The 22952-nt window shown below is 41.1% G+C and carries 17 protein-coding genes; 11 read left to right on the top strand and 6 right to left on the bottom strand.

Annotated elements, in window-relative coordinates; genetic code table 11:
* Window positions 1-922: 922 nt before the first annotated feature.
* From KHS79_RS08430 to KHS79_RS08420, 3 genes are all read left to right on the top strand, one after another.
* Entirely contained in the window at window positions 923-1411 is a 489-nt protein-coding gene (locus KHS79_RS08430; RefSeq protein WP_027707820.1) for a hypothetical protein, read from the top strand.
* Between the two features lie 172 nt (window positions 1412-1583).
* A complete protein-coding gene (locus KHS79_RS08425; RefSeq protein WP_094785763.1) occupies window positions 1584-2012 on the top strand; it encodes a hypothetical protein in 429 nt (142 codons plus the stop codon).
* A 189-nt stretch (window positions 2013-2201) separates the two neighbouring features.
* Complete coding sequence (locus KHS79_RS08420; RefSeq protein WP_212718265.1) at window positions 2202-3041, top strand: 23S rRNA (adenine(2030)-N(6))-methyltransferase RlmJ; 840 nt, start codon at window positions 2202-2204, stop codon at window positions 3039-3041.
* 12 nt (window positions 3042-3053) lie between these two features.
* Here the strand turns inward: KHS79_RS08420 and KHS79_RS08415 are convergent, their stop codons facing one another.
* Complete coding sequence (locus KHS79_RS08415) at window positions 3054-6254, bottom strand: coiled-coil domain-containing protein (RefSeq protein WP_212718263.1); 3201 nt, start codon at window positions 6252-6254, stop codon at window positions 3054-3056.
* A 388-nt stretch (window positions 6255-6642) separates the two neighbouring features.
* On the opposite strand from KHS79_RS08415, the gene KHS79_RS08410 reads away from it, so the two are divergent.
* The 6 genes from KHS79_RS08410 to KHS79_RS08385 all read left to right on the top strand — a co-directional run bounded on the left by KHS79_RS08410 (window position 6643) and on the right by KHS79_RS08385 (window position 11051).
* Window positions 6643-7512, top strand: coding sequence for a nuclease-related domain-containing protein (locus KHS79_RS08410; RefSeq protein ID WP_212718262.1), 870 nt, complete (start codon window positions 6643-6645; stop codon window positions 7510-7512).
* 185 nt (window positions 7513-7697) lie between these two features.
* Window positions 7698-8000, top strand: a complete 303-nt coding sequence (locus tag KHS79_RS08405; protein ID WP_212718261.1) for a PepSY domain-containing protein — start codon at window positions 7698-7700, stop codon at window positions 7998-8000.
* Between the two features lie 157 nt (window positions 8001-8157).
* Window positions 8158-8475 carry a PepSY domain-containing protein gene (locus tag KHS79_RS08400; protein WP_212718260.1) on the top strand — a complete coding sequence of 106 codons (318 nt, stop codon included), beginning with the start codon at window positions 8158-8160 and terminating at the stop codon, window positions 8473-8475.
* Window positions 8476-8477: 2 nt separating this feature from the next.
* Window positions 8478-9143: a response regulator transcription factor gene (locus tag KHS79_RS08395; protein ID WP_212718259.1), complete on the top strand. Its 666-nt coding sequence runs from the start codon at window positions 8478-8480 to the stop codon at window positions 9141-9143.
* Complete coding sequence (locus KHS79_RS08390) at window positions 9140-10486, top strand: ATP-binding protein (protein ID WP_212718258.1); 1347 nt, start codon at window positions 9140-9142, stop codon at window positions 10484-10486. Before KHS79_RS08395 ends, KHS79_RS08390 begins: the two co-directional genes overlap by 4 nt.
* 160 nt (window positions 10487-10646) lie before the next feature.
* Window positions 10647-11051 (top strand): tunnelling fold family protein, encoded by a 405-nt coding sequence (locus tag KHS79_RS08385; protein ID WP_212718257.1) that lies wholly within the window; start codon window positions 10647-10649, stop codon window positions 11049-11051.
* Between the two features lie 136 nt (window positions 11052-11187).
* Here the strand turns inward: KHS79_RS08385 and KHS79_RS08380 are convergent, their stop codons facing one another.
* The gene (locus KHS79_RS08380; protein ID WP_212718256.1) at window positions 11188-11757 is read right to left on the bottom strand and encodes a hypothetical protein; all 570 of its coding nucleotides are present in this window, start codon (window positions 11755-11757) and stop codon (window positions 11188-11190) included.
* 211 nt (window positions 11758-11968) lie between these two features.
* Here KHS79_RS08380 and KHS79_RS08375 point away from each other — a divergent pair, with 211 nt between their 5' ends.
* On the top strand, window positions 11969-12877 hold the full coding sequence (locus KHS79_RS08375) for a DUF1194 domain-containing protein (protein ID WP_212718254.1): 909 nt from the start codon (window positions 11969-11971) through the stop codon (window positions 12875-12877).
* Between the two features lie 105 nt (window positions 12878-12982).
* On the opposite strand, the gene hemE is transcribed toward KHS79_RS08375, so the two are convergent.
* Entirely contained in the window at window positions 12983-14053 is a 1071-nt protein-coding gene (hemE, locus tag KHS79_RS08370; protein ID WP_212718252.1) for a uroporphyrinogen decarboxylase, read from the bottom strand.
* 137 nt (window positions 14054-14190) lie between these two features.
* Between hemE and KHS79_RS08365 the strand changes: the two genes are divergently transcribed.
* Complete coding sequence (locus KHS79_RS08365) at window positions 14191-14934, top strand: sporulation protein (RefSeq protein ID WP_094785728.1); 744 nt, start codon at window positions 14191-14193, stop codon at window positions 14932-14934.
* Window positions 14935-15004: 70 nt separating this feature from the next.
* Here KHS79_RS08365 and KHS79_RS08360 read toward each other — a convergent pair whose 3' ends face one another.
* From KHS79_RS08360 to KHS79_RS08350, 3 genes are all read right to left on the bottom strand, one after another.
* Window positions 15005-16423, bottom strand: a complete 1419-nt coding sequence (locus KHS79_RS08360; protein WP_212718251.1) for an FAD-dependent oxidoreductase — start codon at window positions 16421-16423, stop codon at window positions 15005-15007.
* 20 nt (window positions 16424-16443) lie between these two features.
* Complete coding sequence (gene gltB, locus KHS79_RS08355; protein WP_212718250.1) at window positions 16444-20892, bottom strand: glutamate synthase large subunit; 4449 nt, start codon at window positions 20890-20892, stop codon at window positions 16444-16446.
* Window positions 20893-21109: 217 nt separating this feature from the next.
* Window positions 21110-22861 carry an AAA family ATPase gene (locus KHS79_RS08350; protein WP_212718249.1) on the bottom strand — a complete coding sequence of 584 codons (1752 nt, stop codon included), beginning with the start codon at window positions 22859-22861 and terminating at the stop codon, window positions 21110-21112.
* Between the last annotated feature and the right edge of the window lie 91 nt (window positions 22862-22952).

Here is a 22952-nt window from a genome sequence, read left to right as displayed (position 1 = left end):
AGTATCAAGAGGCATGTCTCCTGACTCCCTGTACATTTTCACTTCCCTCACTCACCAGACAAAGACTCATTACACTATAAGCTTACAATTCCTTCATAACAGATCTGGAGCCATAGAATTATGCTAGTGATTCATGCGTAAAAGAAAGTAATAACATCTTCCCTGTTTATTTTTGACGGCGTTCCTTTTTCTGGCTGCGTTACTTTTTTGACGCTGTTCCTTTTGTTGACATAGATCCACTATGATTTTTTTTACAGTCTTACACTTTGTTACAACGTTTCCAGTCAATCCTAACCTTGTCGTAGATCACTTTAAAAAATGACAAATTACCATTTCGCAAAACATGTACAAACTAGTGAGATGCCAATATCATTCAAACCGATTACCGTTACCTATATGTCCAAATAAATTTCTTGATTTAAGTTCTTTATTTGCACTATAAAATAAACAACCTTTGCTTTTAATTTCGCTTACTCTTACACCACTTTATTATTTTTATAAAAACAGTATTTTCTCGCCAAAAATAAAAGATAATATAAAAATAGATCACTACAAAACAAACCCGCAAAACAACGTCAAAAATATAATAAAACCTTGTTTCTTAAAGCTTACTTAATCCGCCAAACCCTACATACTCAAACAACCCTCATAGCAAGAAAAATTCTAAAAAATTTATTCTTATAGAGTGTGCATATAAATTTTGAAAAAACCTACTAATAATCATGAACTGTTTTCACAATAAAGAGGCATCGTCTACACTGACAATAAGCAAAGAAATTAATCACTTAACTAAATATGTAAAGTAAATCAGCCAGCATAACAGGATAGTCATGGTTACTATATTATGATTATGATGCCAATACAGGGAATGTGACCCAACAGCCTACATCTGTTCTTCATCAGCAAAGGAGAGGGTTCAGCAATGTTTCAGCTTAAATTCATCTCATTAGTGCTGTTTATCATTGGTTTCATCTCATTGCAAAACTATTATCAGATAAACTCAGTCTTAACCAAAGGCGAGCATATCTATGGCCAAATCAGCAAACTATATACAGACCAGCTTAGCCAACCTTGTTACTATAACTGTAACAACCAAGTAGAACATCTTCACACTCGATATTGGGTTCAATATCAATATCATGTTAACGGCAGACGTTATATAAGAGATACTCAATTATCTTTCTCCCCTTACCAGCAAGTCATTGAAGGTGACTATTTAGATGTCATCTTCGATAAGTATCAGCCTGCCGTTAGTTATTTGAACAATGAGCTGCTTGTTACTTCTTTACCCTATCAAAAGTCACTTGGAATCTTTCTTACTGCTCCTTTAATACTGATACTATTGTTTGAACTCTTTCAAGGCTGGTTAAAGATACACCGGTACCACCACAGACCACATATGACGGCATAGCCCAAAGTGCATTGATACATTATTTGTCTAAGGTTCGATGTTATAAGGTGTATGGGTATAGAGTGAGAAGTTCTACACAAACCATTAACACAACATAGTTTATATATAAACTATCCTCTATATGTGTAGTCACAGGTATCTGACTTACCGTGATCGCAACTGAGGTAATAAAATGGGAATTGTCAAATACTTTGCTGCGTTAATAATTTGTCTTGCTTGTTCAGTAAGCGCACTAGCTCAAACGCCTCTCATCTTTAAATTTGGCGATGAAACAGTCAAAGTTACACAGGCAGATGTTCAGGATGCTGCATTACGAATAGGCATTAAAAAACAACTCTTTTTAAACCTCACATTGAAAGAACAAGCAAATCAAAATATGACCAAAACTGCATCAGAGCAAGCAGGCAAAAAACTGACGATACTATTTGGAAAAAATACGCTAGCTAAGGACATCCTTATTCCGGAATCTATTGAAGACTTTAACGATATGCAAATAGCATTACCAAAGAATAAAAATCTGGCTTACCAAATACTTGAAGCACTCTCACAAATAACACCACCAGCACCTGAACCCGCTAAAGAAGCAGAAGCCAAGCAATAATACGACAGTAATTACACTTTCAGACTATCTGTTTTACCTTTGGATGTAACTTATATTCCCTAGCAGCCAAGCTGCTATATGTGGTGCGGCCTGGATTTTCTAGTAAGCACAATAGTATTACAGCACTCTCAAATCTCAGCGATAAACAGTATATAATGCCTTCATCACTGACTTATGTAGGGCTCTATAGTGCTTAGCTACCGACACGCGTTTCATGCTGGAAACTTTGCTGATGTTTTAAAACATTCAGTGTTAAGCCTTTGTTTGGAACACTTAATCAAAAAAGATAAACCCTTTTTCTATCTGGATACCCACTCAGGTGCAGGAAGTTATTCACTCTCACAGTCTAAAGCTCAACAGAACCAAGAATTCCAGAATGGTATTAGTCAACTTTGGCAACTCACAACATTTCCTACAGAGTTACAGCCTTATCTTACCACTATCCACGCGCTCAATTCTGGTAAGCAGCTAAAAACCTACCCTGGCTCTCCTTTACTGGTAAAGCAATACTTACGTGATCAGGACTATATGCGTCTTTATGAACTTCATCCTAAAGATCATGAAAAACTCAAAACACTTTTTAAAAAAATACAACATGTTCGCATTGAGCAAAGTGATGGTTTTGCAGCGTTAAAAAGTGCTCTTCCACCACACATCAAAAGAGGTATAGTATTAATTGACCCATCTTATGAAGTAAAAACAGACTATCAGACAGCTACTAAACAGCTCATTGAAGGGTACAAACGTTTCAATACGGGTACTTTTTTACTCTGGTATCCTGTTGTACAACGCGGTCGAGTCAATTATATGGAACAACAACTCAGAAATAGCAAGGTCCGCAATATTCTGCAGGTTGAGCACTGTATATCTCCTGATAGCACTGAACACGGAATGACAGGAAGTGGGCTTTTTATTATCAACCCACCTTGGCAGCTTGACTCCCAGCTGGCAACACTATTACCATTTCTACAAGAAAAGCTAAGCCCGCAGTATAACCGGACAATACATCGTTATTTAGTTCCTGAGTAACACAAACGTCTTTTAAGCCATCTGTTTAGCTTCATCAGGATAATCATCCAATACCTCATCATAAAACGCAGGAGGTAGTTTGCGCACAGCCAGCTGCTGTTGTAGCAAACAAAGCTGATCATTTTTTTCAGCCAGATGATGAGGTCCCAAAAAGTAAATCGCCTGACTTGTTTGCCCTACCAAGGAAAGCAGAAAATTTGGATATTCCTGTAACCAGTCCTCAAATAGCCCATTAATAGGAATCAACAGAACAAGAAACTCTGATTGACATTGATGGGCAGTCTGCAAACTACATATATACTGCTTAGCCCACTCATCTAACTTTTCTGTTGAAAGGCTTATTTCTTGTCGAGAAAGATACTGCTGCCAAAGTAAAGGCTCAGCAATCCATTTTTGCAGTATCTCAACCTCATTTTGCCCCTGGCAAACGATATACATATCCGGTAATTGTTGCTCTTCTAAATAGTGTGCCACTACAAACTGCAAAACGAGTTTTTGTTGTAAAGCAAAGTATTTCCTTTCGTCAAAATGATCTTCTAAATGAATCCACATACTTTGCCCAAAAGGTTTTGCTTTTTCAGACTGACTAAGGCACTGTAACTTAAACCATGATGGCAAGCTTTCTCGCCAAAAACACTGAAGCTCCTCTAAAAAATACCCTACACGCTGCAGTGGCATACTCAAACAGTATTCATCACTGTAATTTTTATACACAACCTGTTTATTCTCTCTAGAGTATCGATTTGCGATACTATAAGCACTTACACTTTGAGGTGACCAACATACATAATCTGCGCCTACTGTATTCAATCCCAACACGTGATGTAACTCAGCAGGTATTGCTTGCATTGGTGTGGCCTCAAAAGGATTACCTAACAGCACAATACTTCTAGAACACCATATTGCTGATGCAGCAACTGCAGGAGAAAATGACTCACCATGATTAACCAACAACCAATCTATTTCTCCACGCCTTAAATACAACAATAAACTGTCTATATTATTATGTGGCGTAACTAACACAGGATTTAATACACCTAACAGCTGCCATACCGCAGTAAATACTTCCGGTTGAATTTCTTCTGCATAACCTTTTTTAATCGCATTGATAAGTAAAAGATTGTTAGCAACTAACTCATGTTCCACAAGCTCATTAATCCAAGCAGCATGCAATTGTAGTGCTGCCAAATAAAGCGCTGTCTGTTTAGTATTATACTGTTGACATAAACTCTCTTGAATATCACGAGGGTCTGGCAGCACTTCTAAGTTACAGTCCAGCTCACATCCTGCCAAAGTTGCAAAAAGAGCTATGTAATCTTCTTTAAGCTGTTTTTTCTGAAGCTTTTGAGTTTCAAGCTTAATATTAATTTTTGACATTTCTGGTGCCAGAGCATCATAACGTAACTGCACAAGACGCTTTTGTTTTTCTAGGTCTGTTGCTTGCTTTTCACTATTTAAAAGCTGCTGTTGTAACTCATCCAACTTGTCTCGGTAGTCTTTCCACGTTTTCGGGTTATATATACGCGATAAATAGCTAGGTGCCTGCTGCTCAGTAATGATAAGTTGTTGCTTTAACCAACGAATGTAACTAAAGCATTCTTCCAACTCTTTAGTTATCTGTTGTAGTGACTTTACAACAGACTGATACTGTTCTTGTTTCTGGCTTAAATCATTATTATTTTTTGTTTCATAATGGAGCGTTTCTTGCCCTAATTTTTCGTATAACTTAAATAGGCTATGAATATTATGACTAAGCGACTGACACTCACTATTTTTTTGTAAAAAATTTATTTTTGAGGTTTTGAAGCTATCAACTGCTTCAAGGTCATATCCTAGTTCGGCTGCATCCACTAACAGTTCACACGCAGAAATACCCTTAATACCATAAAATTCTGGTAATTCACCTACTCCATTTTCTCTGCTTATTTTGCCAGGCAGTAATTGTTTTAACCAGTGTAACTTTACCTCATCTAAGCTGGGTAAATTGGCTGTCATCAGTGTATGATTGCTTAAAATACGTCTATCAAAACCAGCAATTGAGTATGTTTGACCATTAAATACAACTTGTTTTGTATGTGTGATAGTATTACGTGCGCTTGCAAACTCACTCAATACCTTTGCCTTTCGAACCAAAATATCTGCAACAGCATCCTGCCATAGTGAAAAGCCCTCTGTATTTATCACAGAACTGATACAAAATAGATTTTCTTTCAGTTTACCATCAAGCACTCTTGTTAATATTGGCTGTAAAGCTGGGTCATCAATATGGCTGCTTTTTCTTAGTCCTCTTGCACGATTCCGTAAAATTTCACCCAATACTTCCGTGTGTTCATTCCCGGCTTTTTCTTCTAATCGCACTGCGCTATAAGGCGCTGAATCTACTTGGCCAAAATAATCCAAGAAAGGCTGGTGGTTATAACGCTTTCTTACATGAGTGTATATTTCCGTTAGCGTAGCAAGTTGCGGATCATAAGCGATAGAAATCGGCTTATTAGTTGAAGAGTAAGCATACGCTCTGCTCAACCGCGGCAACTGTACTTTAGGGACTAGATATACAACATATTTACCCGTTGGCGCCACCCCAGCCCATTGCTGCAAAAGCCTCACCAGGCTCAATAGATGTGTATTATCTAATACTCCACTCGCTTGATCATACCATGTTGATAATCCATCAAGGAGATCTTGGTCAGCTTTCTCAAATGCATCCCACTGAAACTCATTAACTAAAATCGAACGTAATTGACCACAAGCCCAAGGCTGTGTACTTACCTGTAGATATGGCGAAGCTAATTGGCCATTTCCTGTTAATTGACAGCTGGCATAACAGTTTATGCCATCAAACATACCATGTTCTCGACGTATAAATCTGTCTAAAGAAGTATCCGCACAGGAAAATATTTCAGATACCTTGTTAAATAGATAACTCTTTTCATAGGGCAATAAAAGCAGCGTGTAGCCGCGCTGTGATTGATGCAGGCATTGTTCCTTTAATAACCAAGGAAGTTTAAAATCTGAACTTAACAGCATATCAAGCGTAATCGCTTGTAATGAGCCATTATGTAGTATTTTCTGATCTAACTCGGAACCAGAAAAAAGTGCCAACTTACGCCAGTAGTTAATAATAGATAATACATGATCACGGCTATTTTCATTCACGCAATCTGTATAACAACCTACATCAGCACCTTGAAACCAGGGAACTATTCGTGCCATGCAACGCAACCTACACCATTACTACTAAACAAGACCTGCACTTTCACTTCACCTTTGGTATCGAGAATATGCACCTATATTCTCAACGAAGGGTATATAAATAAAGTTTTAGAAACTACTTTAGAAAGACAATATAAAACAAAATGCGTACAAGACTAAAGTTGTATTCATTTTGACCAGCAAAATTGCTAACTAAATCAATTAAATATATCAGCAATCATCTTAAACATAACAGCAAATGATCATTCCACTCGACCGTGTACTGTAGCTCTATCAAAATAATTTACAAGGCGTATAATTTTATGAGGTGAGATGCCAGATTAAAAGACTAGATAAACAGCTCTCGCAGAGTACCCAAGCAGGTTTAGTTAAGTAAAGTGGCAGTAGCATGATTATCAAAGCAGCAGATTCTATCCATGAGCACATACAGCAGCTAGAGTATATCCACAGCTTAGGGCTGAATAACATACAATCAAGACAAGTACAGATATGGCTTAAATCTTTAAAGCATGACTACCAAGTAGAGAAAAATAGTGCTTACTTTATTGATCACCACTTTAGCGATAACAAAGATTGGGCTGTCATCCACCAACTTCGTCTTTGGCAAGGCAGTTACCTTATACAGCCAAGCCATCTCCTGATTAACCGCCATTTACAATGCTTTTTCTTCAAATCCAAAAGCTTTCATCCAGGCTTAACGGTTACCAATGATGGTACTTTTCAAGTAGTATCCTCAAGAGGCTATAAAGTCATTGAATCCCCGCTTGCTCAAAATGCAAAACAAAAAGCTGCCCTCTGTAACTTTATTAGCAATAAGGGTATACGAGCACGCAAACTGTTCAAATCGTTGTCTCCAATATTTCTTGACGGTGTACTTGTACCCTCAAGCTCATTCATTCGTCGTCCACAACGCCCTCAACTTGATGTTGACCACATTATTCATGCTGACCAGGTTGCTGAATTTATCGATACCCAGCAGGCTTCCCTTCCGACAAGCAAAGATACAATCAGCAGTAAAAAACTTAAGCAATTTGCAGAAGCATTAGTATCGTACCACTCCCCAGTAAAGACAGATTACTTTCAGCGGCTGGGTATTGCCCCAATCAATGAAGTTAAAGCGGTCTCTACCAATCAATACCAGTGCGCAAAATGTAATACAGATATTAGTGAAACTGTTGCCCGCTTTTGTCTAAAGCACGTTCGGCGTTTTAAAGGAAAACAATACTGCTATAGCTGCCAGCAATTTTATAGTGTTTAACAATCAGTCCTTATATACCCTTCGCGAATCAATTTTAGGGTTTGTTGCCTTCGCTGTGGGTATAGTAATACTAACTTTTGATCTGTCGACAGAAACCTTAAATGAACCTTAAAAGCCCAGTTCAGCTTGAGTTAAGCTAGGATAGATATACTAAACCCATCAACTACCCACGATGGAGTTTAACGATGAAAACAACACTAATTGCCAGCTTAGTATCAGTACTTGCCTGCAGTCACGTTTTGGCTGACACGGACCTTAGTCCAGCCCAAGCTAAGCAACTTGAAGAGCAAGGCATCATCAAACCCTTAGCGGTGTTACAGGCTCAAGCTTTAAAAACCAAGCCAGGAGAAATCATTCGCTCTGAATTAGAACAAGACAATAGCCGTTACGAATATGAGTTTACGATTATCGACGCACAAAAAGCCTATTGGGAGTTAGAAGTGAATGCTCAAACTGGTACAGTGACTAAAATGGAACTTGATGATTAACAATATACCCAAAATCATCAGCGTATTATGAGAAAGGCTAACCCAGCCTTCTCTCTGTTTATTATTTAAGCTCCTTCAATCTATTGCTAAAAAGTAAAATATTAATAACTATAATACGCCAGGGTATACACTATAAATTGGGCAGCATGGAGTCAAAATGAAGTTTACTACAGCAGCAGTCAAACTCAGCTTATGCTTCACTTGTCTATGCTTAACCATTTCTGTTCACAGCGATGAAAACCTATCCCCAGAACAAGCCCAAGATTTACAAAAAAGAGGCATCATCTTACCGTTTAATCAATTATTAGCTATTGCACGCCAACAGCATCCAGGAAAACTACTTGATGCTGAATTAGAGTATGATGATGGTTTCTACGAATATGAGTTTAAGATTCTTGATGAACAAGGCATCATCTGGGAGATTGAGCTTAATGCACAGACAGGTGAAATCACGGAAGTCGAAGAGGATGATTAAGCATGCGTATTTTGCTGGTTGACGATCAACAAACCCTGTTGGAGAGTACAGCAAAATCTCTGCAACAAGCAGGCTTCGTTGTTGATAGCTGTGAAAACGGTGTGGATGCATTACATCTCGGGCAAGAGGAAGACTATGCTGCAATTATTTTAGACTTAGGGTTACCCGATATTAATGGTTTAACAGTCCTCCGAGAATGGCGTAATAAAGGAAACAAAGTGCCTGTCATCATCCTCACCGCGCGAGGCGAGTGGTATGAGCGCGTTGAAGGATTAAAAGCAGGTGCAGATGATTACTTGGCTAAGCCATTTTATCAGGAAGAATTACTAGCCCGTCTAAATGCTGTTATTAGCCGCTATCATGGTCAAAACAGTAGTTCCCTTCAACACGGTCACATCAGTCTTGATGAAGAAAGGCAACAGCTTAACTTTCAAGGTAAAACCTATAATTTAACGGCAATGGAATTTAGGCTTTTGCGTTTTTTCATGTTAAACCCCAATAAAGTCCTCAGTAAACAACGACTGACTGAACAGCTTTACGCTTACGATGATGATAAAGACAGTAATGTCTTGGAAGTTTATATTGCTCATTTACGTCGAAAAATAGGCAAAGAAGCCATAGAAACTCGTCGTGGGCAGGGTTATATTTTTCGTGGAAATGCTTCATGAAATCTATCAGCCGTACACTTACATGGGGACTAGCTGGCTCCGTTATCTTATTATCGATTATCATAACCCTGCTCACATATTTAACACTTAATAATACCTATAAAACTTTTTTTAATACTCGGCTTAACAGTGAAATTGAATCACTTGTATCCACACTTGAGATTCAACAGCAAAAAATTGTTCTCGATGAGGATAAACTTAACCTCTACTACTCACATATTTATTCTGGGCACTACTTTATTATCAGCACCCACAATCAAAGAGTACAATCCCGTTCTCTTTGGGATTTTTCATCTATCCCTCAACCCCAGTTAGCTGCAGGTAAACGATTGCGACGAGAAATTACCGGGCCAGATGACCAACAACTTATTCTTTTAAGTCAGGGATTTTCACAAAAAGGACTGCAGTTTACTATCACTGTGGCTGAAGATGTAAGTGTGCTCACGCACCATTTTCAAGTAGTAACCCTTAGTTTAGTTGCAGGGCTTATTACTGTGTTAATCGTCTTAATTCTACTACAACAATGGCTCCTAAAAAAAAGTCTCAAGCCATTAGTCTCTCTTGCTACATCTATTCAATCATTAAAAAATGGCGAGCTTACTACATTATCAACCAGTCAAACCCCAAAGGAGTTAATTCCTCTGGTTGAAACGATTAACCAACTCTTGGAAAATACTGCAGCGCTATTAAGTCGTAGTCGTAATGCAACTGGTGATCTCGGGCACTCACTAAAAACACCTCTGGCGGTGATCCAGCAACTCGCTCAAACTGAGTTAAACGATCATCCTGTAAAGTCCCAACTACTTAAGCAAACCAATACCATTCGCGCGCTTACTGAACAAACTCTTACAAAAGCCAGACTGGCTGGCAATATACTACCAGGTGCTCTATTCGACCCTCAAAATGACCTGATGGATCTCATACACAGCTTGGACACTATTTATCAACACAAACAAACTCGTATTGAGTGGCAACCTCATCAGTGGCCAAATCGCCTGCATATTAACCGAGAAGATGCGCTGGAATTATTAGGTAACTTACTGGACAATGCCTGTAAATGGTCAAAATCAACGGTATTATTAAACATATCCACACAAGAAAATACATTCACAATAACTATTGATGATGATGGTCCTGGTATAGATGACGCTCAACTGCACATGATCATTAAGCGAGGAAAGCGGTTGGATGAGCAAGTTGAAGGACATGGTTTAGGCTTAAATATTGTCGAAAATATAGTTAAATACTATAAAGGAACAATAAACTTTAAAGGACATCATCCTTCTCTTGGAGGACTATCAGTCAGTATTAATTTGCCACAATCGCCGACAACTTACTCCTAAAACAATGCTTATATTAATAAAAAAAGCTGATTTTTATTGGAAAATTACAAGAAATTATCACTATGGTTTAGGGTACTGATTAAGGGAATAAAATCATCATTTTTGAACCAGAAAATAAACAAAAAAATCTATATCCAAAACAACAAGTGGTGAGTAAATTATGAAATATAAAAGCATAAGGACATTACTGCCTTACTATAATGATAACGCCACCTTTATGAATCGAAAACTACTCGATACAGTTCTTTGTGAGCTGGACAATACTCCTAATATCTTGTTATCAGATATTCAAGTATCAAGTATGAGTGCACGAGACAAAGAGAAGTATACTGCGTTATTATCGATTGAGTATCAACCTAATCAGCTTTTACTCGAACTCTTTTCACTTCACGATTATTTAACTTCATTTAGAGACGCAACAACACATTTAGAACAGCTGTTAGATATTATTTATACAGACCTTATTCTTACAGTAAAACCAAGGGTATTGAAGCTGACTTTACAACGCAAAACTCTGCAAGGCTTTCCTGCAACACTGGTTATAGACAGTCAGCAACAAAGATAAATTGTACAGACTCATAATTACAACCAACAGATAGCCTCTTATTTTTCATACCATATTTATAATTGTCATCTGGCATAAGAATATTGAGCGCTATCTGTCCTATGGAGCTAACTCCTTATATTGAACATTTCCTTGATTAATCTACACGTCTTAGATGGATTGTTGTGGAAGGAGGAATTGAAGCCCGCACGCTTACATCAGCAACCTGGTAATTAGAAAAGCTCATCCCATACGCTTTGTGGAGAGTACGTAAAATATAGATTAACAATGGCTTATCATGATATTTTTCTAACAATTTACTCAGCTCGTTATCCGATAATTGCTTGACTTGCTTGAACTTAGCAGTTACTACAGGTACCAGACTCAAACTAACATATAGATCATCAACGCTAAAGCCTGCCTCTTCTATTACCTTGATATTGTCATTAAAAACACTAACAACTTCTTTTGCTTTTTCTGTCTTAAACTCGCTATATTCTCCCAGTGTTTGTTTAGTATATTCGAGACCATCAGCCGCTTTCTTTTCTAGTTCACTCGACATTGTCTCTGCAGAGCTTTTCATTGTTTGCCATAAGCTAGGTGAAGCATTCGCATTTTCTTCTTCAGCATCAAGATTCACACCTTCTTGAGCAAAGACCCACTCAACGCTACTGAATAAGTAAGCTGCGAATAATAAACCTGCTTTTTTTTCGAATAAATACTTCATTATACAAGTCTCTTAACCGTTCAATTAATTATATCCATCTCTACTGTGCTTAAACTGAGCTGTACTCACCATAATACTGAAAACATTTCATGTCTAAACAATTTACAAATAATTATTTCACAAAAAAGTAACCAAATGTTTTTTAACAGTTTTTTTACAGTAGGAATAAATTTTGCGGTAAGGCTGCTGTCATTTTTTCCGAGGAATTATCATGCGATTTTTAAAATCAAGCATAATGGCTGCAGCCCTCTTACCTTTTACTTGGTTTAATAATGCTCATGCCGTACTAGTGGACACTGAGTTATCTCTTGTGATTGATATATCGAGCAGTATTGATGCTGGTGAATTTGTTTTACAGCGTGATGGTTATGCTAATGCATTTCGTGATGCAAGCGTGCAAGCAGCCATTAGCGCGCTTACAAACGGTATTGCAGTTGCTGCATTTCCTTTTGCGTTAACTGGTGCTCAAGCTACACCTTGGTTTCACCTGCAAAATGCAGCAGATGCAGAAGCATTTGCAACCGCAATTGATGCGATTCCTGATGAAGATGTCGTCGGTACCAATATTGCTAGCGGTGTGGATGTTGCACTCGCTTCAATGCTTAGCAATGACTTTGAAGGCACAAAACTGGTTATCGACGTTTCTACTGATGGTGTACAAAATGTGTTTCGTCCAGGTTTACCCTGCCCCATCAGCGACCCACCTACGGCACTTGAAGTAGAAGCATGTTTGGCTGCGTTTGATGCTGCTATTCATGGTGCACGGGATGATGCTGCTGCCGCAGGTGCATTTATTAATGCGCTAGCTATTTTTGATCCTGCCTCAGCTGCAGAATATTTAGCAGAACTTGAAGCACTATTGGGTGGATTACCTCCTGGCTTTCCAACTACGTTAGAAGAGTATCTAATGGAAAACCTGATTACAGGTCCAGATGCTTTCGTCTTACCCACCCAGTTTGATGATAGTTTTACTGACTTTGTCGTAAGTAAAATTTTGGCCGAAATTGAACCAGAAGAGCCTCCCACTCCAACGCCAACACCTGAACCATCAACCCTGCTTATCCTATTAACAGCCATGGCAGGGTTATTATTGAGGAACCCTAAAAAGCTTTCAGCTTAAATATACCCTTCACGAAACATTTATAGATATATACAGCTCATGCCTATCACCAATTTTTAAATAGTGATAAAGCACTTGATGCAAGGAAGCATCACCCAAATTAAACTATTTAATTGTGTGATATTTTTCTGAAAGCTCATGAACTGCATCCACAAACGCAGTCACTCGATCAGGTTCTACATATTGATGAATGCCATGCCCTAAGTTAAAGACATGGCCAGAACCACTGCCAAAATCAGCTAAAATAGAGGCAACTTCCTGTTTAATTCTTTCTGGGTTGGCATACAGAACGCTGGGATCCATATTACCTTGCAATGCAACATGATCGCCTATTCGCTGCCTGGCTTGTCCAATATTTATTGTCCAGTCTAAACCGACACAATTCGCCCCACTCTTGGCAATTCGCTCTAACCAAAGACCACCATTTTTGGTGAATACAATTGACGGTACTTGTCGTCCATTATGCTCTTTGATCAATCCAGCCACTATCTTATTCATATAGCGTAACGAAAATTCATCATAAGCGGCATCGCTTAGCACACCACCCCAGGTATCAAATATCTGAACAGCTTGTGCTCCTGCTAAAATTTGTGCATTTAAGTAATCTGTAACGGCCTTTGCCAATTTATCCAATAACAGATGCGTCACCTCAGGCTGTGTATAAAGCATCGCTTTAATATGGCGAAAGTCTTTGGTACTGCCTCCTTCAACCATATAAGTGGCTAAAGTCCAAGGACTACCAGAAAAGCCAATCAGGGGAACGCGCCCATTTAATGCATTACGAATTGTTTTGACAGCATCAAGTACATACGACAAATCCGACTCAATCTTGATATCGGGTAGTGCCTCAACATCAGCAGCTGTTTGCAGGGGCTTTCTAAATTTAGGTCCTTCACCTTGCTCAAAATAGAGCCCTAACCCCATAGCATCAGGGATCGTTAAAATATCTGAAAATAAAATAGCGGCATCCAGTGGATAACGCTCTAGTGGCTGTAATGTCACTTCACATGCCAGCTCAGGGTTTTGACAAAGTGCCATAAAGTCACCAGCCTGACTACGTGTTGCTCGATACTCAGGTAAATAACGTCCAGCTTGTCGCATTAACCACACAGGGGTGCGATCAACAGGCTCTTTTAACAACGCACGAAGAAAGCGATCATTTTTTAGTTCAGCCATAGCGTTTATTACCTTGTATCACGGCTCATCAGTAAGATTCTGGGAGGCAAGTTTACACCAAAGCGATTGTCGAGACAGCTAGCAAGCCCTTTGCTATAGTTCGGGTCTTGTGTTCGTTGTAGGTAGATGCAGTAAATATGTTTAAAAAGATTCTTGCCTCGATTGGCGTTGGTAGTGCTACCGTTGACACACGCCTTACCCAATCAATTTATGAACCTGGAGAAACACTCACGGGAGAGGTGTATATAGCTGGGGGGGATACCGAACAACAAATTGCTGGTTTAGAGCATGCGTTAGTCACTTTGGCTGAAGCTGAAACCGATGAAGGTGAGTATATTGCCCACCATATAATTCAATCCTGGAAGATGGCAGAAAGCTTTACCATTTTACCGGGTGAAGAAAAAATCATCCCATTTACCTATCAGCTGCATTATGAAACACCGATCACCCAACTCAACTGTCCAACGAAAACCTCAAAAGTATGGATACAAACAGGTTTAAATATTGACTTGGCACTTGACCCATCTGACCGAGACTACATAGATATAGCCCCAACCGCTGTGATGTCGACGTTTATTGAGGCAATGACAGCCTGTGGTTTAACACTGAGTTATGTAGATGTGGAAAAAGGTTTTGTTAAAGCACCCGACTTTGCCTCCAGCAGTGGCTGCTATCAAGAGCTGGACTTTAAGCCAAATGACCCCGGCCTATTTAACTTTAAAGAAGTAGAAGTTTCATTTGTACCTGAGGCCAGTCGCACACATGTAATGCTGGAAATTGACCGACATTATAAAGATGAGCTATCTGCTTTTACCCTGGAACATGATGCAATTGATATAAACCAGCTTATTGCGCATATCAAGCATACGCTTGCAGCTTGACCCTCCCCAAAAAACGGGCAAAAGCCCGTTTTTGAGTTTGAACTACAGTTTTGCCCTGCAACAAAACCACTTAAATATCCAAGTAATCCATTATTCCTTCTGCAGCCTGACGCCCCTCCCAGATGGCTGTCACCACTAAGTCAGAACCTCGCACCATGTCACCACCCGCAAACACTTTAGGGTTAGATGTCTGGAAAGGATATTCACTTTTTTCTGGCGCAAGCACACGACCAGAAGTATCAGTTTCAATGCCTAAATCAGCAAACCACGGCGCTGGACTAGGCCGAAAGCCAAAGGCAATAATCACGGCATCAGCAGGCACGACTTCTTCACTACCAGGAACCGTCTCTGGAACCCGACGCCCATTCTCATCCGGCTCACCCAAACGAGTGGTCACAAACTTAACACCTTCAACCTGATCTTCTCCCACGATCGCCACTGGCTGACGGTTAAATAAAAACTGAACGCCTTCTTCTTTAGCATTTGCCACTTCGCGACGTGAGCCTGGCATGTTTTCTTCATCTCGGCGGTAAGCACAAACTACCGATTTAGCTCCTTGCCTGATAGCCGTCCGGTTGCAGTCCATGGCAGTATCACCACCTCCTAAGACGACAAGCCGCTGATCACGCATATCAATGAAGTTAAGGTTATCGGTATTGAGACCCATACAGCGCTTAGTATTTGAAACCAAATAAGGCAGTGCTTCATAAACACCCTGCAAATCTTCTCCAGGAAAGCCCCCTTTCATGTAGGCATAGGTGCCCATCCCTAGAAATACCGCATCATAATCCTCAAGGAGAGTCTCTATGGTAATGTCTTTGCCTACCTCCGTATTCAAATGGAACTCCACCCCCATTTGGGTGAAAACCTCTCTACGGCGCTTTATTACTTCCTTTTCTAACTTAAACTCAGGAATCCCAAAGGTCAGTAACCCCCCAATTTCTGGGTTACGATCAAAAACCACAGGGGTTATACCATTACGAATCAATACATCAGCACAGGCAAGCCCTGCTGGACCCGCTCCGACCACAGCTACTTTTTTATCAGTCATCACCACATGTGATAAATCGGGTCGCCAGCCCATAGCAAATGCTGTGTCGGTAATATACTTCTCCACAGAACCAATCGTCACGGCGCCAAACCCATCATTTAGGGTACAAGCTCCTTCACACAGGCGATCTTGTGGACAAACTCGACCACAAACTTCCGGTAAAGAGTTGGTTTGGTGTGACAGCTCAACGGCCTCAAGGATATTGCCCTCAGCCGCCAGCTTTAACCAATTAGGAATGTAGTTATGAACAGGGCACTTCCACTCACAATAGGGGTTACCACACTCCAAACAACGGTGACTCTGTTCAGCAGTTTGCTTGGGTGTAAAAGGATCATAGATCTCGACAAACTGCGCTTTACGAACATCAATATCCTTTTTCCTTGGATCTACCCTGCCAACATCGATAAATTGAAAATTATTCTGTAAACGATCAACCATGATAATACCTCATTCATCGACTACTCAGGGCGGGTACGAATGCTAGCCAACAACATGTTCAGACTGGCTGCTTTAGGTTTGACCAACCAGAACTTACCAATATAGTCGTACATTTCTTCTAACAGATGAGCGCCCCAAACGCTGCCAGTCTCCGTCACATACTCTGCAATAATGCTGTGTAGATAGGTCTGATACTGCTCCATGGTCTCTGTATCAATCCGCTGTATTTCCACCAGCTCATGGTTGTAACGATCAACAAAGTGCCGGTCCTGATCCAGCACAAAGGCAAACCCACCGGTCATGCCAGCACCAAAGTTATGTCCGGTATTACCTAAGACAGTAACCACACCACCAGTCATATACTCACAACAGTGATCACCGGTACCTTCAACCACGATATGAGCGCCAGAGTTACGAACCCCTAAGCGTTCTCCAGCAGTACCAGAAGCAAATAGCTTGCCTCCCGTAGCACCATAGCAACAGGTATTACCAATTATGGCTGTCTCTTGAGATGCAAACTGGCTATTTTCCGGGGGTGAAATGACTAACTTCCCACCCGTCATGCCTTTACCCACATAGTCGTTGGCATCACCTTCTAAGTACATGTTTAGACCTCCGGCATTCCAGACACCAAAGCTCTGACCTGCTGAACCTTTCAGGTAAACATTGACCGGACTATCAGACATCCCCTGATTACCATGGCGTTTGGCAATCTCCCCAGAAAGGCGAGCACCAATTGAACGATCACAGTTACCGACTTGGTAGCGAAAGTCTCCACCTTGGCGACTTTCAATGGCAGGCAAAATGTCTTTAACCATTTGCTCTGCCAGCTGGCCTTTATCAAAAGGCTCATTACGAACACTCTGACAAATTTGTGGCTTATCCAAAGGAATATGTTGCTGCTCAACTAAAGGTGATAAGTCCAGGCGCTGCTGTTTTTCCGTAGTACCAGGTAAACGTTTTAATAAATCTGTACGTCCTATGACATCCTCTAAACGTGACACACCCAACTTGGCCAGCCATTCTCGAACTTCCGTTGCGACAAAAGTAAAGAAGTTCATGATCATTTCGACGGTACCAATAAAGTACTGGTCACGTAGTTGCTGATTTTGGGTGGCAACACCTGTTGCACAGTTATTTAAGTGACAAATCCGCAGATACTTACAGCCCATTGCTACCATAGGTGTGGTACCAAAACCAAAGCTTTCAGCTCCTAAGATAGCGGCTTTAATGACATCCAGACCGGTTTTTAAACCACCATCTGTCTGCAGACGAACTTTGCCACGCAAGTCATTTAAACGTAGTGCCTGATGGGCTTCACTTAAACCTAGCTCCCAAGGGGAACCAGCATAGCGAATGGACGTGAGAGGACTGGCTGCAGTACCGCCGTCATAACCGGAAATGGTAATTAAATCGGCATACGCCTTAGCCACCCCAGCAGCGATTGTCCCGACACCAGGCTCAGACACCAGCTTCACTGAAACCAGTGCCTCAGGATTGACCTGCTTAAGGTCAAAAATCAGCTGCGCTAAGTCTTCAATCGAGTAAATATCATGGTGAGGTGGAGGCGATATTAGCGTGACTCCAGGTACTGAATAGCGTAATCGGGCAATCAGTTTATTCACTTTACTGCCTGGTAGCTGCCCGCCTTCCCCAGGCTTGGCTCCTTGTGCCACCTTTATCTGCAAGACTTCAGCATTCACCAGATAGTGTGGTGTCACCCCAAAGCGTCCAGAAGCAATTTGCTTAATTTTGGAAACCTTATTTGTACCAAAGCGAACCGGGTCTTCTCCCCCTTCACCCGAGTTTGAACGTGCTCCTAAACGGTTCATTGCTTCAGCCAGGGCTTCATGTGCTTCAGGTGATAAGGCACCAAGTGACATGGCGGCACTATCAAATCGCTTAACGATCTCACTGATTGATTCCACCTGGTCAACAGCAATGCCTTGCTCTGGCAGCTGCAAACTTAGCAGGTCTCTTAGTGTTGCTGCTGAGCGTTGATTAACGTGATCAGCGTATTGCAGATAATCTTCATAGTGACCACTGCGAACCGCAGTTTGTAACGTTTGCACAACATCGGGGTTAAAACAGTGATATTCGCTGTTATGCACATACTTCAGTAAACCGCCTTGCTGGATAGGTTGACTGATTCGCCACGCCTGTTTTGCCAGCAATGACTGCTCTTGTTGAAAGTCAGTAAATCGCGCTCCAGCAATACGGCTAGCAACACCTTTAAAACAGAGATCAACCACCTCATCACTTAAGCCAATAGCCTCGAATAACTGAGCGCCACGGTATGAAGCAATGGTAGAAATCCCCATTTTAGACATAATCTTCAACAGGCCTTTTTTAATCCCTCTGCGGAAGTTTTTATTTGCCTCAATGGGGTCAATCATAACTTCCTGAGTTTGAATCAGGTCCCAAATCACTTCATAACTTAGATATGGGTAAATAGCTGTAGCTCCAAACCCAATGAGCACCGCAAAATGATGGGCATCACGAGCAGTACCTGTTTCTACCAGGATATTGGTGCTGGTACGAAGGCCAGTATCAATCAGTCGATGGTGTACAGCACCTGTTGCCATTGCGGCATGAATCGGTAGTTTACCTTTTTCAATATCTCTATCTGTCAGATAAACCACCACACTACCCGCTCTGACAGCTACTTCAGCTTCATCACAAATACGGGTTAGTGCCTGTGCCAAGTCTTCTGATTGATCATAATTTAAGTTGATTTTAACAACCCCTAATCCGTGTCCATCATCTCTGGTTAAATTAAGGAATTTAGCCGGAGATAAAATAGGGGAACTAAGAATAACCCGTGCAGCATGTTCGGGGGTCTGTTCAAAGGGGTTCTTTTCCGCACCTAAGCATGTTTCCAGCGACATAACTATTGACTCCCGTAAGGGGTCAATGGGAGGGTTGGTCACTTGAGCAAACTGCTGACGGAAATAGTCATAAAGCGGACGTACCCGCTGAGAGAGGACAGCCATTGGCGTATCATCCCCCATCGAGCCTACTGCCTCTTGGGCATTTTCAGCTAATGGGCGAAGTACCTGATCACGTTCTTCAAACGTAATCTGATACATTTTCATATGAGATTTAAGCGCTTCTTTATCAAAGTGGTCGATTCGGTAAGTATGTTCTATGTATTTTGACTGAATACGATGCGCGTGCTGCTTCAACCACTTTTTATAAGGCTGCTTGGTTTTCAGATACCCATCAATATCATGTGCAGTGTAAATGTCATGGGTTTCTGTATCGATAGCTAACATTTCACCAGGACCAACCCGGCCTTTGGCAACCACATCTTCCGGCTGATAGGACCAAACACCTACTTCCGAAGAAACAGTAATGTAGCCATTCTTCGTCATGACCCAGCGTGAAGGTCGCAAGCCATTCCGGTCTAACGCACAAATAGCACGAACACCATCTGTAATAACCAAGCCTGCAGGACCATCCCAAGGCTCCATATGCATGGAGTTGTATTCATAGAATGCCCGCAAATCAGGGTCCATGGTGTCTACATTTTGCCAAGCTGGTGGTACCAGCATTCGAATAGCACGGTAAATATCGACGCCACCCGTTACTAACACTTCCAACATATTATCTAGGCTGGAAGAGTCGGAACCCGTCCGATTTACCAGTGGTTTCACTGTTTCCATTTCTGGCAACAAATCACACTTAAACTTGCTGGTACGTGCCTCAGCCCAGTTCCTGTTACCAGTAATGGTATTTATTTCACCATTGTGCGCTAAAAAGCGGAATGGTTGCGCCAAGTGCCAACGGGGCATAGTGTTGGTGGAAAAACGCTGATGGAAGACACAAATAGCTGTTTCGAACCGAGGATCACCCAAGTCCGGATAAAACCTGGGTAAATCAACAGGCATCATCAAACCTTTGTAAGTTACAACCGTATGAGACAAGCTACAGATATAAAACTCATCATCATCTGTCACACTTAAGCGAGCTCGACGTCTTGCCATAAATAACTTGGCTGCAAACTGTTCTTCCGTAAGGTTTTCAGGGCAGTTTACAAAGACTTGCTCAAACTGAGGCATCTGATCCAGAGCTATTGGCCCTAAGCACTCAGGATTGATAGGCACTTTCCGCCAACCAACTACCTCTAATGCTTGATCCGCCAGCTGATCATTCAATGCTTGTCGTGCAACTTCTGCTTTCGCTTCATCTGCACTAAGAAAGACCATACCCACCGCATAATGGGTAGCCAGCTCTGCTTGGAATAGCTCCTGGGCAACGGTTCGTAAAAAACTGTCGGGCTTTTGAATCAATAAGCCGCAACCGTCACCTGTTTTTCCATCAGCAGCGATTCCGCCCCGATGGGTCATACATGTTAACGCCTGAATGGCGGTTTGCAGTAAGTGGTGGCTCTTCTGCCCTTCTTTATGGGCAATCAGGCCGAAGCCACAGTTATCCTTGAACTGCTCAGGATGGTAAAGAACTCGCATAAGGTACACTCTCAACGAGGAATTTCTTCAAAAAAAACAGTATGTTAGCGGCTTTTGCTTTAGTTGTAATTGATCACTGCCAACAAAAAGGGGGAAAACAGTTTACCCGTCATGTCACATAGACACAAATTTATGTCTCTACCATATAATAAAGGACAAACTAAAGCACGACACTGATTGTAATTTTACGTGAGTGACCACAGGAAGGTTACAGCGCTTAGTTATATTTACGAATCTCTTGCTGGATATTTTGAAGGCTTCGAGGCCAAGGGCTTTGTTGTTGTAGAGAGGGGGATAGCTTTTTGATTGCAGCGGTTGCCCGTTCATGACTTGAATAACGACCATAAGCCACTACAAACCAAGGCTGTCCTTTATGGCGAGTTTTAAAGTACTTGAGCTGTGGGTTATTTTTGTGACGCTGAATGAAGGTACGTGCGGCTGCTTCTGAGCTGGTACCCAAAACCTGCAATACATAGTACTTGTTTGATTGGGCTAAAAACCAAGCACCATCTCCAGAGTACTTTTTAGCAACCGGTGTAGTTTTTGTTGTTTGGGGTTTACTCGTCGGTTTTGGTTTTATTGTTTCAGTTTTCTTAGCCGGCTTTACTTCAGTCACAGGTGGCTTTTCAGCTTTAACCTCTTTTATTGGCGTTTCAGGTGAAGCTGGAGAATTACTCTGATCACGGACAACCGTGCCTGAAAGTGTGTCTTCTGTATTGTTGGCAGATGTCGCTTTCTCATTACCGGCGACATCCTTTTTAGCTGGAGTATCTGCAGATACTTTACGCTCATTTGGTTGAACACTGCCTTGTTCTTGAGGGTCATTAACCTTCTGTTTTGCTGTTGCAGGCGACTTATTCTCAGTTACCGCAACCGTAGGTAACTCAATATCCATAACAGTTGTGGGCACTTCTCCATTTTCGGGTGACTTTTCTGTTGATGGCGGTTGCGCTGTAGATGAGTCCCAGCGCGGAATGTCTACAGCAGGCTTAACCTCTTCATCGTTAATCACTACAACAGCCTGTTCATCAGATACAACTCTTTCATCAACAGACATAAACTGTTGAATAATCACAAGCAATAACAGGAATAAAGCAACTGCAGAAGCAGCAATAAGGTGCTTGGTTGGAATGCCATATTTATTACTATCTTGTCGTGTACTCATACTGCCAAACAGCACCTCATGTGCATAAAAATTTACTTTACTAAAATCACCATCCGATAAGTTATAAATTTTGTCCAAATCTTCACTGTTTAGTTCAAACAGGTTGCTTAGTCCCGTACTTTCTAAACAGTGGTTCACATATTTTTTAGTATCTTCTCTGCTAAGTTCCTCAAGCTGAATCTCATGCAACAGATCCTGGCTGTTAAGGTTAGGGTGGGCTTGCAATGTTTTTTGTAGTTGGGGAAGTGAAAATAATACGATATGAACAGGGTAGTTTTCTTTTTCTGCAACTGAAGCCCAGGACACTAATAATGAAATCAATTGAGGGTCTAATTTATGGGCGTTATCGATCAGTAGAATTAACTTTTGTGGCCGTGCAAACTCAGCAAGTAAATTTTTTAATAAAGCCTCATAATCCACACGAGTCACAGGCAATGACTTTCTGGGCGTATAGTGTCGTGTTACCTCATTAAGAAATTCTGTAATCCCCATCCCCACTGTGCCACTGACGATTAAGGGGTTATCGCCAGCTATTTCTTGCAAGAGGACTTTACAAAGATGTGTTTTGCCCGAACCTTCCTTACCCGTAACAAGCAACAATAAATGTGTAAACGTGAGTAAGTGTTGAATTTGCTTCAATACTTCTCCACGTCCAGCACCAGAAAAAAACAACCCTAACTCCCCTTGGTCAACAAAAGGATTCCGAGCCATACCATAAATACGAAGAAAATCACTCTTCGCAAGCTGGTCACTGCTGGCTTTAGCTGGGTTTGTCATTAGTCTACCATCAACAGATAATGCCATCCTTTGCCTATCATTTACCGATGGGTATCCCTTCTATTAGTAACCCCCTTCCTTTCGGGGCTATAACGGGTCTAAGCTTGATTAATTATTA

It is taken from the genome of Zooshikella ganghwensis (genome assembly GCF_018263875.1).
Classification (GTDB): Bacteria; Pseudomonadota; Gammaproteobacteria; order Pseudomonadales; family Zooshikellaceae; genus Zooshikella; species Zooshikella ganghwensis.
This window is presented reverse-complemented; position numbering and strand designations above follow the sequence as displayed.